Annotated in this window: 14 protein-coding genes; all 14 read left to right on the top strand. The window is 29.3% G+C overall.

Annotated features, from left to right (window positions below):
• The first annotated feature begins 110 nt into the window (after window positions 1–110).
• Complete coding sequence (locus Q0F58_RS00790) at window positions 111–368, top strand: IreB family regulatory phosphoprotein (protein ID WP_294371167.1); 258 nt, start codon at window positions 111–113, stop codon at window positions 366–368.
• Window positions 369–421: 53 nt separating this feature from the next.
• Complete coding sequence (ruvX, locus tag Q0F58_RS00785; protein WP_294371164.1) at window positions 422–844, top strand: Holliday junction resolvase RuvX; 423 nt, start codon at window positions 422–424, stop codon at window positions 842–844.
• Window positions 845–964: 120 nt separating this feature from the next.
• Complete coding sequence (locus Q0F58_RS00780) at window positions 965–1,243, top strand: DUF1292 domain-containing protein (RefSeq protein ID WP_294371161.1); 279 nt, start codon at window positions 965–967, stop codon at window positions 1,241–1,243.
• 59 nt (window positions 1,244–1,302) lie between these two features.
• Window positions 1,303–1,767, top strand: a complete 465-nt coding sequence (locus tag Q0F58_RS00775; RefSeq protein ID WP_294371158.1) for a Fur family transcriptional regulator — start codon at window positions 1,303–1,305, stop codon at window positions 1,765–1,767.
• A gap of 60 nt (window positions 1,768–1,827) precedes the next feature.
• Entirely contained in the window at window positions 1,828–3,495 is a 1,668-nt protein-coding gene (locus Q0F58_RS00770) for a ribonuclease J (protein ID WP_294371155.1), read from the top strand.
• Window positions 3,496–3,822: 327 nt separating this feature from the next.
• Window positions 3,823–5,649: a translational GTPase TypA gene (typA, locus tag Q0F58_RS00765; protein WP_294371152.1), complete on the top strand. Its 1,827-nt coding sequence runs from the start codon at window positions 3,823–3,825 to the stop codon at window positions 5,647–5,649.
• A gap of 101 nt (window positions 5,650–5,750) precedes the next feature.
• Window positions 5,751–6,776 carry an endolytic transglycosylase MltG gene (gene mltG / locus Q0F58_RS00760; RefSeq protein WP_294371248.1) on the top strand — a complete coding sequence of 342 codons (1,026 nt, stop codon included), beginning with the start codon at window positions 5,751–5,753 and terminating at the stop codon, window positions 6,774–6,776.
• 19 nt (window positions 6,777–6,795) lie between these two features.
• Window positions 6,796–7,440, top strand: coding sequence for an O-methyltransferase (locus Q0F58_RS00755; protein ID WP_294371150.1), 645 nt, complete (start codon window positions 6,796–6,798; stop codon window positions 7,438–7,440).
• Between the two features lie 8 nt (window positions 7,441–7,448).
• Complete coding sequence (locus Q0F58_RS00750; RefSeq protein WP_294371147.1) at window positions 7,449–8,672, top strand: U32 family peptidase; 1,224 nt, start codon at window positions 7,449–7,451, stop codon at window positions 8,670–8,672.
• Between the two features lie 177 nt (window positions 8,673–8,849).
• Entirely contained in the window at window positions 8,850–10,412 is a 1,563-nt protein-coding gene (locus Q0F58_RS00745; protein WP_294371145.1) for a penicillin-binding protein 2, read from the top strand.
• Window positions 10,413–10,486: 74 nt separating this feature from the next.
• The gene (gene sigK, locus Q0F58_RS00740) at window positions 10,487–11,185 is read left to right on the top strand and encodes an RNA polymerase sporulation sigma factor SigK (protein ID WP_294371141.1); all 699 of its coding nucleotides are present in this window, start codon (window positions 10,487–10,489) and stop codon (window positions 11,183–11,185) included.
• A 208-nt stretch (window positions 11,186–11,393) separates the two neighbouring features.
• Entirely contained in the window at window positions 11,394–12,428 is a 1,035-nt protein-coding gene (locus Q0F58_RS00735) for a type IV pilus twitching motility protein PilT (RefSeq protein WP_294371140.1), read from the top strand.
• Between the two features lie 269 nt (window positions 12,429–12,697).
• On the top strand, window positions 12,698–13,963 hold the full coding sequence (locus Q0F58_RS00730; protein WP_367118139.1) for a cell division FtsA domain-containing protein: 1,266 nt from the start codon (window positions 12,698–12,700) through the stop codon (window positions 13,961–13,963).
• 14 nt (window positions 13,964–13,977) lie between these two features.
• On the top strand, window positions 13,978–15,117 hold the full coding sequence (gene ftsZ / locus Q0F58_RS00725) for a cell division protein FtsZ (RefSeq protein WP_294371135.1): 1,140 nt from the start codon (window positions 13,978–13,980) through the stop codon (window positions 15,115–15,117).
• The last annotated feature ends 134 nt before the right edge of the window (window positions 15,118–15,251 follow it).

Genomic DNA, 15,251 nt, shown 5'->3' with positions numbered 1-15,251 from the left:
TAAATAAAGATTCAGGTATAAAATATAATTATAATGTTAACAATAATTATGGATATAGTTTCCTTAGAATATGCGTAAGGGGGTGAGCTGCAGTTTAAGCAGCATGAGTTATGAGTAATAATATAGAAGCAACAATGCAATTTGATTTGAGTAAGAATAAAGAAGCTCTTACAAAGTCTATCTTGTCACAGGTTTATAATTCATTGCAGGAAAAAGGATATAATCCTATAAATCAATTGGTTGGATATTTGATTTCAGGAGACCCTACTTACATCACTAATTACAACGGAGCAAGGGCTTTAGTAAGAAAACTCGAAAGAGATGACATACTGGAAGAAGTAATAAAATCTTATTTAGAGATAAAGTAGAAAGAGTGCCCGTTATCTACGGGCACTTTTATTTATATTCGTGAGGTGAAAAATTGAAGAGAATATTAGGTCTGGATTTGGGACAGAAAACTATAGGAGTTGCAATAAGTGATCCATTAGGTTTTACAGCACAAGGACTCACAACTATAAGAAGAAGTAATAAAGAAAAAGATATAGAAGATTTAAAGAAAATATGTGATGATTATAAAGTTGAAACAATTGTTGTTGGATTGCCAAAGAATATGAATGGAACAATAGGTCCATCAGGTGAATTAGCAATGTCGTTTGGAAATTTGTTAGAAGAAAAACTTGGCATTGAAATTAAGTTCTGGGATGAACGCTTAACAACAGTAGCTGCACATAAAGCTATGCTTGAAGCAGATTTGTCAAGAAATAAGAGGAAGAAGATAGTAGATAAAGTAGCATCTACTTATATACTACAAGGATATCTAGATATGATTTCTAGACAAATGTAATTATTTTTTATAAAATTAAGAAAATTGTAAAATTATTTTAAAATGAATTTGAAGATAATCTCTTGATGAAAATTGTAAAGAGAATTAATATATAAATTAGAAACAGAAAGGAAAGTATGTATGGATAAGGATGCAAAATATGTATATATACCAGATGAAAATGGAAATGATGTAAAGTTTGAGGTTATTATATATTTTGAAATTGAAAAATTAAAAGGGCAATATATAATTGCAACGCCAGCTTTTGAAGAAACTGATGAAGCATATGCTTTTAAAATTTTTAAAGAAGAAGATGGAAGTGAAGTATTTTTAGCTCTAGAAGATGATGATGAAGAATTTGAAATGGTTTTAGAGACTTATAATACTTTAATGAGTGAAGATGGTTTATTTGAAGAATAATTAAAATTATATTGATTATAAATTAAATTCCTTAAGAATGAGAAAGTGAGGTGTTATAAATGCAGGAATCAAATTTAATTGATATGAATGCCTTAAAAGAAGACCTAAAGAAAAAGGGGTATAAATTAACTCCTCAGAGAAGGTCTATTGTTGATACAATAATAAAAAACGAAGGTAAACATTTAACAGCAGAAGAAATTTATGACGAAGTTAAAAAGGATTGCCCGGAAATAGGTCTGGCAACAGTTTATAGAACTATTCTGCTTCTTGAAGAATTAAATGTTATATCAAGACTTGATTTAAATGATGGATGCAGCAGATATGAAATATTGCATTCTAATGAAACTCACAGACATCATCATTTAATATGTAACATATGTAATAAAGTATTAGAGGTTCAAGATGATCTTTTAGAAGACCTTGAAGCTAATATTGAGAGTAACTACAAATTTAAGATACTCGACCATAGTTTGAAATTTTATGGAATATGCAAAGAGTGTCAGGAAAAACAACTTGATGAATAAAAGGATTTTTTAAAAGAAACCTTTGTTTATAAATAAATATTAGGAAAAAGGAGGGGAAATATGAAAAATGAGAGAGCGAAGATTAAGATAATTCCTCTTGGTGGTATAAATGAAATCGGGAAAAACATTACAGCTATAGAATATAAAGAAGATATTGTAATTATAGACTGTGGTTTGAAGTTTCCTGATGACGATATGTTTGGAATAGATATAGTAATACCAGATATTTCATATCTTCTTAAGAATTCGGAAAAAATAAAAGGAATATTTTTAACTCATGGACATGAGGATCATATAGGAGCATTGCCTTATGTATTAAAGCAATTAAATGTTCCTGTATATGGTACAAAGCTTACTCTTGGAATTGTTGAAACAAAACTTAAAGAGCACGGTTTATTAGGATCAACAGAATTGGTAAGAGTGAAGCCTAAAGATATAATAAAATTAAGCAGTGTATCAGTTGAATTTATTAAGACTAATCATTCTATAGCTGATTCAGTAGCAATAGCAATTCATACTCCTCTTGGTGTGGTTCTTCATACAGGAGATTTTAAAATTGATTATACTCCAATAGATGGAGAAATGATGGATTTTGCAAGACTGGCTGAAATAGGAAGAAAAGGTGTTTTGGTTATGATGGCTGATTCAACAAACGTTGAAAGACCAGGATATACTATGACTGAAAGAGTTGTAGGAGAAACATTTGACAGACTATTTGGAAAAGCTTCTGGAAGAATAATTGTAGCGACATTTGCATCAAATGTTCACAGAATTCAGCAGATAATAACTGCTGCACAAAAATATGATAAAAAAGTATCAGTGTCTGGAAGGAGTATGGAGAACATAGTTCAGGTTGCTATTGAACTTGGTTACCTTGAAGCTGAAAAAGATGTGTTAGTTCCTATTGATCAGATTGGAAAGTATCCAAATGAAAAAATGGTAATAATAACAACTGGAAGTCAAGGTGAACCTATGTCAGCTTTGGCAAGAATGGCAGCTTCAGAACATAGAAAAATAACTATAGTTCCAGGAGACACTGTAATTATTTCAGCAACACCTATACCTGGAAATGAAAAATTTGTTTCAAGAGTTGTTAATCAGCTGTTTAAAAAAGGTGCTGAAGTAATATATGATTCGGCTGAGAAAATTCACGTATCTGGGCATGCTTGTCAAGAAGAATTAAAGCTTATGCAGGCATTGGTAAAGCCAAGATTTTTCATACCAGTTCATGGAGAATACAGACATCTTAAAAAACATGGAGAATTAGCTATGGAACTTGGACTTCCAGAAAAAAATCTTGTTATATGCGAAAATGGAGATGTTATTGAAGTAACTCGTAATTCAATTAAGAAAAATGGAAGTGTAACTTCTGGTCAAGTTTTTGTTGATGGATTAGGTGTTGGCGATGTAGGTAACATTGTTTTAAGAGATAGAAAGCATTTGTCACAGGATGGTATATTAACAGTAGTTGTTACAATTGAAAAGCAGACTGGTAAAGTAGTGTCAGGACCGGATATAATTTCAAGAGGATTTGTTTATGTAAGAGAATCTGAAGGTCTTATGGACGAAGCAAGAGAAATTGTAAGGGCTGTTTTAAAAGACTGTGAAGAAAGACAGATAACTGATTGGGCTACATTAAAGTCTAAGATGAGGGATGAATTAAGAGAATTCCTTTATGAAAAGACTAAGAGAAAGCCAATGATATTACCAATAATAATGGAATTTTAATTAAGAGTTTGTATTGATTTGATTATACTTGACTTTTTATGATTAAAAGAGTAATATTAATTATAGTTACGTGAGAAATTGGGTACTTTTTGTATCCAATTTTCTTTTGGAAAAAAACAGTTATAGGTTTACATTCATATATTAATAAAGATATTAGCTGATAATGCTAAATCATTTATCCAGATATTTATATGAATTGGAATACATTTTAATGAATAAGAACTTATTTGCAATAAATACTTTAATTTTTACTTGTTAATAAATAAGTATAGATATAAACTAGTACATATAAAATTCACAGTATAAATACTGTATGGAGGAATTAAAATGGAATTAATTAAAAGAGAAGATATTAGAAATATTGCTATCATAGCTCACGTTGACCATGGTAAGACTACATTAGTTGATGCACTATTAAAGCAAAGTAACATTTTCAGAAGTAATGAAAAAGTTCAAGAAAGAGTAATGGATTCTAATGACTTAGAAAAAGAAAGAGGAATTACAATACTTTCAAAAAATACAGCAGTAATGCATGATGGGGTTAAAATAAATATTGTTGATACTCCAGGACATGCTGATTTTGGTGGAGAAGTTGAACGTGTACTTAAAATGGTTGACTCAGTTTTATTAGTAGTTGACTCTTATGAAGGACCAATGCCACAGACTAAATTCGTTCTTAAGAAATCACTAGAATTAGGTTTAAAGCCAATTGTTATAATAAATAAAATAGATAAACCAGATGCAAGACCTGCTGAAGTAATAGATGAAGTATTTGATTTATTTGTTGAACTTGGAGCAAATGATGAACAATTAGACTTCCCAATAGTTTATGCTTCAGCAAGAGAAGGATTTGCAAGATATAATGTTGAAGATACAAATAACGATATGACACCAATATTTGAAACAATATTAAAACATGTTGCACCACCAGAAGGAGAGATGGATGAACCATTCCAGATGCTTGTAACTACATTAGATACAAATGCATTCGTTGGTAAAATTGCTATAGGTAAGATTCACAGAGGTAAGGTTAAAAAGAATCAATCAGTTTCTTTAGTAAGAAATGATGGAAGTACTTCAAATTACAAAATTACTGCTGTGTTTACTTATGATGGTTTAAAAAGAGTAGAAGTTGATGAAGCAGGAATGGGTGATATAGTAGCAGTAAGTGGTGTTGTAGATGCTAATATAGGTGAAACAATTGCTGATTCAAGTGCTCCAGAAGCATTACCATTTGTACATATTGATGAACCAACACTTAATATGAATTTCATGGTTAATGATTCTCCATTTGCAGGTAAAGAAGGAGAATTTGTTACATCAAGACACTTAAGAGATAGATTAATGAAAGAGCTTGAAACAAATGTAAGTTTAAGAGTTAAAGAAATAACTCCAGATTGTTTTGAAGTATCAGGAAGAGGAGAACTTCATCTTTCAGTATTGATTGAAACAATGAGAAGAGAAGGATATGAATTCCAAGTTTCTAAAGCAAATGTTATATTTAAAGAAGAAAATGGTCATAAGTTAGAACCGATAGAATACTTGACAATTGATGTCCCAGAAGAATTTATGGGGCCAGTTATGGAAAAGCTTGGACCAAGAAAAGCTGAAATGGTAAATATGACATCAGCAGTAAATGGTTATACAAGATTAGAATTCAAAATTCCAGCAAGAGGACTTATTGGATTCAGAAATGAATTCATGACAGATACTAAGGGTAATGGAATTATGAATCATGTATTTGAAGGATATGAACAATATAAAGGTGAAATACCAACAAGAAATAGAGGTTCAATAGTTGCATTTGAATCTGGTGATTCAATAACTTACGGACTATATAATGCTCAAGATAAAGGTCAATTATTCATAGGTGCTGGCGTGCCAGTTTATACAGGAATGGTTGTTGGAGTATGTTCAAGAGCTGAAGATATAGACATAAATGTATGTAAAGGTAAAAAACTTACTAATACAAGATCATCTGGTGCAGATGAAGCATTAAAACTTACTCCACCATTAGAAATGACATTAGAACAATGTTTAGATTTTATTAATTCAGACGAATTAGTTGAAGTGACACCAGAAAATATTAGAATGAGAAAAAGAGTTTTAGATCCTGCTGAAAGAAGAAGGATGATAAGCAGAAATAAGAAGTAGTATATAATTTAAATTATATATTTTAACTATAATTAAAGTAAATAGTCTTTTAGGCTATTTACTTTATTGCGTATAGGAGAAGTTTTATGAAAAAAAGGAAAATGCGGAAAAGAAGTAAAATAAAAAAAACTAGAATTATTTGTCTATTTTTGATTTTTTCTATTCTTGTAGGATTTGTTATTTTATACAATAAGGCAATAAGTAAACCTTTAAAAAGCGATGAAGATACAGTTCTAATTGAAGTAAAGAATGGAGAAGGTTTTTATGATGTGTTAAATAGATTAGATAGTGAAGGAATGTTATATAATAAACTTCTTGTTAAAGTAAAACTGAGTATAGATAAGCCTTATGTAGTTCTTAAAGAAGGAACATATGAAATTAAATCAGATGTTACACTTGATGAACTTATAAATGGACTTCAAGATGATTCAAATAATATAAAATTTGTTAAGGTTACCATACCAGAGGGATATTCAATAGAAGAAATAGCAGAACTTATGGATGAGAAAGAATTGTGTTCTAAGGATGAATTTATTAAAAGTGTAAAAGATTATAAACTGCCAGACTTTATTGAAGTTAATGAAAAAAGAAGATATAATTTAGAAGGGTTTTTATATCCTGATACATATATGATAGAAAAGGGAATTAGTGCAGATGATATAATAGAGAAAATGCTTAAGCGCTTTGAAGAAGTAATAAATGAGATTGAAAAAGAAAACAATATTTCATTAGATGATAAGGAAATCTATAAAATTGTTACTATTGCATCTATGATAGAAAAAGAAGCAAAAGTAGATTCTGATAGAAGTCTCATTTCATCTGTTATTTATAATAGGCTTGAAAAAAGTATGAAGCTTCAGTTAGATGCAACTGTACTCTATGCTTTGGGTGAACATTTGGATGTGGTATTGAATAAACATTTAGAAACTGATTCTCCATATAATACATATAAATATTCAGGACTTCCAGTAGGACCAATAGCAAGTCCAGGAATTGAATGTATAAAAGCAGCTATTTTCCCAGATAATACAGATTATATATATTATATATTGCAAAAAGATGGAACACATTATTTTACAAATAGCTATGATGATTTTCTGGCTAAAAAGAAAGAGCTAGGATATTAATTTTGGAGGAGAGATAAGAGTGAGTAAAGTTACATATGACTATATGGAAGATTATATAAGAGGACTTATTCCTGATAGAACTGGAACCTTAAAAGAAATAGAAGATTTTGCAAGGGAAAACGGAGTTCCTATAGTGCAAAAAGAAACAGGTGTTTTTTTAGAATTTATGACCAGCATGAAAAAACCTAAAAAGATATTGGAACTTGGAACAGCTGTGGGATTTTCATCTATATTAATGTATGAAAGTGCAGGAACTGAACCTGATATAGTAACTATAGAACGAGATGAGAGAATGATAGAACTTGCTAAAATTAATCTCGAAAAGTTCAATTTAAGCCATAAGATAAAAATTGAAGAAGGAGACTGCCTTGAAGTTTTAGAGCGATTAGATGATAAATATGATCTTATTTTTATGGATGCAGGTAAAGGTCATTATAATCATTTTCTTCCACATTGTTTAAGGCTTCTAAAAGAAGATGGAATCATTGTTGCAGATAATGTTCTTTTCAGAGGAATGGTTGCATCACAAGAATTGGTTAAACGAAGGAAGATAACAATAGTAAAAAGAATGAGAACATATTTAGATTTAGTAACACATGATGAAAATTTAATTACGTCAGTCATACCTATGGGAGATGGCATAGCAGTGACTAAAAGGAGGTAATAAACCCTATGAAAAAGAAACCAGAAATTTTAGCACCAGCAGGAAGTTTGGAAAAATTAAAAATAGCAATAGATTTTGGCGCAGATGCAGTGTATCTGGCTGGAGAAAAATTAAATTTAGAAGCATTTTCAGATAATTTTACCAATGAAGAAATGATTGAAGGTATTAAATATTGCCATGAAAGAGGAAAAAAAGTATATGTCAATCTAAATATTTTTGCAAGAAATTATGATTTAAAGGATGCTGGTGAATATATTAAGAAGTTATATGATATTGGAGTAGATGCAATACTTATTGCAGATCCATCGCTTATATCAATTGCAAAAGAAATAGCACCACAATTAGATATACATTTAAGTACTCAGGCAAATACAGTAAACTGGGTTGCAGCAAAATTTTGGCATGATATTGGAATAAAGAGAATTGTACTTTCAAAGGAATTAACTTTTAAAGAAATAAAAACAATAACTGAAAATATACCAGGTAGTTGTGAAATAGAATGTTTTGTTCATGGTTCCATGTGTATTGCTTATTCAGGAAGAAGTCTTATTTCAAATTATATTCTTGGAAGAGATGCTCATAAACAAATGGATTTAAATGAATGTGAACATAAATATAACCTTGTAGAAGAAACAAGACCTGGTGAATATTATCCTATAGTTGAAGATAAAAATGGTACATATATAATGAACTCAAAAGATTTATGTATGATTCACTATATACCTGAACTTGTAGAATCAGGAATAAACTCTTTTAAGATAGAGGGAAGAATGCAAAGTGAATTTTATATTGCTTCAACAATAAAAGCTTATAGGGAAGCATTGGATAGATATTATGATGATCCTCAAAATTATCAATTCCAGCAAGAATGGATGGATATATTAAATAGAGTAAGTCATAGACCATACCATACAGGATTTTATTTAGGAAAAAATGATGAACAGAATTATGAAGAAAAATCATATACAGGTGGTTATAAAATAATTGGAATTGTTGAAGAATACGATGCTGGCACACAGACAGCAATAATAATGCAGAAAAACAAAGCTTTTAATAATACAGAAGTTGAGATATTAAGACCTTACATGCCATATTTTAAAGTTAATATGAGTCAAATGTATGATATTGAAAAAGATCGTGAAATTGAAGAAGCAGATAGATCTCATATGAGATTCAAAGTAAAAGTTAATATACCTCTTCAAAAAAATGACATTATTCTCAAAGGTAATTAAGTTAAGAAAGATTAACTCAAGTAAATATTAAAGAATATTATTTTAGTATTTGTAATATTAGGAATAAAGGGATAAATATGAATAAAAAGCATCTTTCAAGGTTAAAATTTAACTGAAGGGAGATGCTTTATTATTTTTATTGATAAATTATATAAAAGAAAAAGAATAGTGTGTGTAATGGCAATGTTATTTATGATGTTAATATTGCTAAGTATAAGAATATATATCCTTCAGATATATCCTTCAGAAAAGGTTCAAAGTTCTTATAAAAATCATCAAGAAGAAAATATAACAAATCTGGATTATATGATTTTGGATTCAAAAGGAAGAGATATGATGAAATATGCTAAAAAATATATTTTGGTTATTGATTTAAAACCATTTTCTTTAAATAATTATGAAGAAACATTAGAAGATCTTATGGCATTAAATTTTATAATGAAATCTGAGGATCCAGAATTTAATTATTCTGAAATTATGAAACAAACTGGAAAGATGTATTATGATATATCAAAAGAGACTTATGAAAAAATTAACAAACTAACAAATTTAAAAGGAATTTACACTTATATATCAGATACTGTTGATGTGAAAAAAGCGTGGAGCATAGGAAATATGTTCGGTAAAATTATGGAAGGTAATCATAAAGAAGGAACAATCGAATATGAGTTATATGAATATTTAAAAGATAATGAAACACCTAAAGAGGAGTTTTATCTAGATGATAAGGCTATATATTCAAAACAGAGTATAAATATTTCAGATAAGAATAGAAATTTAAGACTTACTATTGATAAAGATATGCAGAATAAAGTAAATGATGTGCTTGAAGATGAGCAATATGATTATCTTGAAAATATAGGAATAATAATTATGGAAAGCGAAACTGGAAAAATAAGATGTATGATACAGAAAGATGAAAGTGAAGCAAATATAAATTTAGGAATAGAACAGATGGGATATGAACCAGGTTCTATATATAAAATAGTAACATTAGGTTCTGCATTAGATTGTGGCCTTATAAATATAGATGATATTTATTGCTGTAATGGTAATATATGCAGGGTGCCTCATGGAAGAATTACAGTAGAAAAGGCTTTTGAAATTTCATGTAATGATGTATTTGCGCAGATAGGAGCAAAATTAGGATATGATAAATTGATGGAGTATTCTAAAAGTCAAGGATTGTATAATCCAGTAATAAATTTTGCAGGAAATAATTGCAATGAGGCTGCAGGAGTTATTCCTAATGAAGAAGCAGGAATAAACAATATATCAATTGGGCAGTGCATGAATGTGACACCAGTTCAGATGATTGGAGCTATAAATACTATAGTAAATAATGGAGTTTACATAAAACCATATATAGTAGAAGCGGTTTTAGATAAAAATGAGAATATAGTAAAAGAATTTGAAGGTGAAAAAAAACGGGTGTATAGTGAGATAACAGCTAAACTTGTACAAAATTCTATGAAAAAAGTAGTGCAGAATGGAACAGGAAAAAAAGCATATATTAATAGTATTTCTATTGGAGGAAAAACTGGGTCTTCTACAGGAAATAATGGAAAGACTCATGGGTGGTTTGTTGGATATTTTAATATGGAAGATAAGAAATATACTATGATAGTTTTTACTCCTAATATTGAATGTGTTAAAGATGCAAATAATAATGATGCTGGAGGTGGTGATACAGCAGCTCCAATTTTTAAAAGTATTGTAGAAAAATTATATGATAAATAAAATGAATACAAATTAAGAAACTTTTTTGAAATTATAACATACTATAATATGAAGCACTGTTATGGAGGAAAAAGGTGTTTATATTAAGTGGTCTTGTTGAGCTTGTATGTAATTCCTTTTTTTTAACAGGATATATAACTAACAATAATACTTTTCCATTACCATTAAACGAAGAAGAAGAACAGATGTATTTAAAAAAGCTAAAAGAAGGAGATAAAAATGCAAAAAGCATACTGATTGAAAGAAATTTAAGATTAGTGGCTCATATTGTAAAGAAATATTCATTTCCAAACAAAGATGTTGACGAATTGATATCAATAGGAACTGTTGGCTTGATAAAAGCAATAGATTCCTTTGATTCAAGCAAAGGAACAAGACTGGCTACTTATGCTTCAAGATGTATAGAAAATGAAATATTAATGCTTTTTAGAAATAATAAGAAGCAAAAAAATGAAGTGTATCTCCAGGATCCGATTGGAGTTGATAAAGAAGGCAATGAATTCTGTCTTATGGATATATTGAGCAGTGAAAAGGATTGTGTATTGGATAAAGTAGAAAATAATCTTCAAGTAAGGGCATTATATAAAAAATTAGGAGAATCGCTTACAAGAAGAGAAAGCTCCATATTGATAATGAGATATGGACTCATTGATGGAAAATGCAAGACTCAAAGAGAAATAGCAGGAAATCTTGGGATATCACGTTCATATGTATCTAGAATAGAAAAAAAAGCCTTAAAGAAGCTAAAAAAAGAATTATATTCAAAAAGTTAATTATTCATTACTTAAATTAGCTCAAAATTAAAGCAATAGATTTTCAATATATTAAATATAATTGAATTGCTTTTACTTTTGAGCTATTTATCATTAATTTGTTTATAATTATTGACATATATGGAAATAAAATGATATTTTAAAAGTGGTATTTTTATATTTATTAAAAAAATAAAAAAAGAACTAGTGGAATATATGGAGGGGTATTATGGCAAAAATAGACAAGCTATTAGATAATATGGATATAACAAGAGTATCGGATATTCATATTACATCTGGATTGACACCAATGGTAAGAATTGATGGAAATCTTGTTAAGGCATATGAAGATCCGATTCCTCATGAAGTTGTTGAAGAATATATAAAAGATATGGCTCCAAGTAAATTTGAAGAATTTTTACATGATGGAGAAATTGATTTTAAATATAACAGACCTGGAGTAAGTAATTTTAGAGTAAATGCATTTAAATGCAGGGGTTCATATGCTATTTGTATGAGGGTTATAAAAGAGAGTGTACCTAAGTTGAGTGATATTACAGACGCAAGAGCATTAAGAGAATTTACTGAGTTGAAGGATGGTTTGGTATTGGTAACAGGACCTACTGGATCAGGAAAAAGTACAACTCTTGCAGCAATGATAAATGAGATAAATACAACAAAAGAAAAACATATAATAACATTGGAAGAACCTATAGAGTATATTTATGAAACAAAGAAATCTATGGTTAACCAAAGAGAAATAGGAGAAGATACTCAAAGTTATGTTATGGGATTGAGAGCAGCGTTAAGGCAAGATCCCGATGTTATATTAGTAGGAGAAATGAGAGATTCAGAAACGATAGAAACTGCTTTAAGGGCAGCTCAGACAGGACATCTTGTATTTTCAACTCTTCATAATATGGGGGCGGCAAATAGCATATATAGAATCATAAATTCATTTGAATCTGGTCATCAAAATGAAGTAAAGATTCAATTAGCATCTTTATTAAGAGGAGTAGTGTCTCAGGTACTTTTGCCAAATGCATCAGGAAAAGGTAGAACAGCAGCAATGGAAATAATGGTATGTACTCCCAGTATAAAAAATCTTATAAGAGAGGGAAATTATGAGCAGATAAACAGTTTTATTCAAATGGGATCTAAATTTGGTATGCAGACAATAGACATGGATTTAAGAAGGTTAGTGAATAATAATACTATTTCTCGAGACGAGTATGAAAGATGGGCAAGAAATAATAGATACTAATATAGAATTAAAAAAAGTTTTTATATTGAGAATTTAATTATTAATTAAAGCAAATGTATATCAATTTGGAAGCTTTTATTAGCTTGAAATTTAGTTTCGCTAATTTTATAATATGTTTGATATATATTGTAGAAGAATCAAAGTAGATAAATAATAAAAATATAATAAAAAATAAATTTGACATATTTTTTAAAGGAGTTTTTAAATGTATGTTGAATATATTCTTAAGAGGTTTGATTTTTTCTGCAAAGAAGGGGAAGAAACTAGTCATGTTACAAGAGATAATAACAGCAATAGATATTGGTAGTAAAAAGTTTTCTGCAACAATTGCAGAAAAAAATAAAAATGATGACTTAGAAATATTATACACAAAAAGTTGCAAATCATTAGGAATAGAGAAAGGTATTGTTGCTGATTCAAAAAAATGCAGAGAATCAGCAGAAAAATTACTAAAGGAACTAGAAGAAAAAACAGAAACTGATATTAAAAATATCACATTAGGTATTTCTTCAAGAAGATTAAGAATTACAGAAACTACAGTAAAAGTTAATTTAGAAGATGGAAAAGTAACAAAAGAAGCATTAGTAGAAGGATTAAATAAAGCAAAAAGCAACTTTTTATTAAGTACTGATGAAGTGATTATTGATGAAATAATAAATTTTTATTTGATAAATAATCAAGTTGTATATAAAGATATACTTAACTGGAAAGCTGAAAGTTTTGAAATTAATCTTACTTTTATTATAGGAAATAAGGAAGAAATAGAAAAATATTATGAAATTTTTAAAGATACTAAATATGAAGTAGTATCTATAAAGAGCAATATAATTACAGGTAAGCAAATATTTTTAAGTGAAAATAAAAATGATGGTGAAACTGCTCTTGTAGATATTGGAGCTGGTGAAATTGATATTGCTGTATTTGATGATGCTGGAGTGGTAAAACAAATAAGCAGCATACCTGTAGGAGGAAATAATATTTCAAATGATTTAGCTATCTGCGGAGAATTTTCATTTTTAGAAGCTGATAATATTAAAAAAATTTATTCTAGTAATTACAAAACTTTATATAACGACAATTCTGTTCCAGATGAAATTGAAGTTGGTACTGTAAAGGTATCAAAAGATTTATTTTATGAAGTTACAAATGCAAGAATTGAAGAAATATTAAATCATATCCATATGGAGTTAAAAAAGACTGGTCATTATGATAGAATTTGTAGTATAATTTTATATGGAGATGCTTTAGGCTATTTTGAAGATATAATTGAAATCGTTAGTAAAATTTTCAAGATAAAAATAAAGATAATAAAAGATATTGATTTGGGAATTAAAAATTCGGAAAATATAACTTCATTAGCATTAGTTAAAGAAGTGTATGATAAATTAATCTTATTAGGGGATAATAAGATAATTCCAAATAATAAAAAAGCAGAAAAAGAAATTGTGAATAAAGACACAGAAATTTTACACAATAATGAATATGAAAATCATATATTAAGTAAATTGAAAAATTTCTTTAATAAGATTTTCTAAAGGGAGGAATTGTTTTGTTAGATTTTGAAGCAGATATGCAAGAATTAACCAACATAAAAGTAATTGGCTGCGGTGGCGGTGGAAGCAATGCTGTTAATAGAATGATAGTTGAAGGATTAAAAAATGTAGAATTTATCGTCATTAATACTGATAAACAAGCATTGCTGCTTTCTGATGCTGATCAAAAAATACAGATCGGAGAGAAACTTACCAAAGGACTTGGTGCTGGAGCTAATCCTGAGATTGGTAAAAAGGCTGCTGAAGAAAGTAGAGAAGAAATAACAGCAGCTATAAAGGGTGCCAATATGGTATTTATTACAGCAGGAATGGGAGGCGGAACTGGAACAGGAGCTGCACCTGTTGTTGCTGAAATAGCTAAAGCTATGGATATTTTAACTGTAGGAGTAGTCACTAAACCTTTTCCATTTGAAGGAAAGAGAAGAATGAGACAAGCGGAAATTGGAATAGAAAATCTTAAAGAAAAAGTTGATACTTTAGTTATAATTCCTAATGAAAGGCTTCTTACAATGGCAGATAAGAAAACAACATTGTTAGATTCTTTCAAGCTTGCAGATGATGTTTTAAGACAAGGGGTACAGGCGATTTCAGACCTTATTACTATTACAGGGGTAATTAATGCTGATTTCGCAGATATTAAAGCTGTTATGCTTAATAAAGGTCTAGCTCATATGGGAGTTGGATTTGGTAAAGGAGATACAAGGGCTCAAGATGCTGTCAAGCAGGCGATATCATCGCCATTATTGGAGACATCTATTGATGGTGCAACAGATGTAATAATAAACTTTACTGGTGGTGCTGATTTGGGAGCTTTAGAAGTTTATGATGCAGCGGATGTTGTTAGAGAAGCTGTAGACCCTGATGCAAATATTATAGTCGGAGCAGTAATTGATGAAACTTTAACTGAAGAAGTAAGGATTACAGTAATTGCTACTGGATTTGAAAATGAATTTAATCAGGGAAATGTAACAACAAATGTTGTTCAAGAAGTGAAGAAAAATGTTGTTCAGGAAACTGCTAAAGAAGAAGCAGCTGTAGCTTCAGCAGAAAAAGAATCAGAAACATCTTCAGTAAATACCTATGAACAAGATGATTTAGATATACCAGTATTTTTAAGAAGACAAAGAAAACATTAATATATTATACTCTTAGTTTAGGTGCAGATTTATCTGCATCTTTTTTTATTCTATAGGAAATTATATTTTCGAACAATCTGTGGATAACTTTTGAAGGGGGCAGAAACACACAGTCTGCGAAGCAGATTTTTTTA

The organism is uncultured Clostridium sp. (assembly GCF_934754915.1).
In the GTDB taxonomy this organism is placed as follows: Bacteria; Bacillota; Clostridia; order Clostridiales; family Clostridiaceae; genus Clostridium.
The sequence above is the reverse complement of the archived record's forward strand: the minus strand, read 5'-3'. Positions and strand labels throughout refer to the sequence as shown.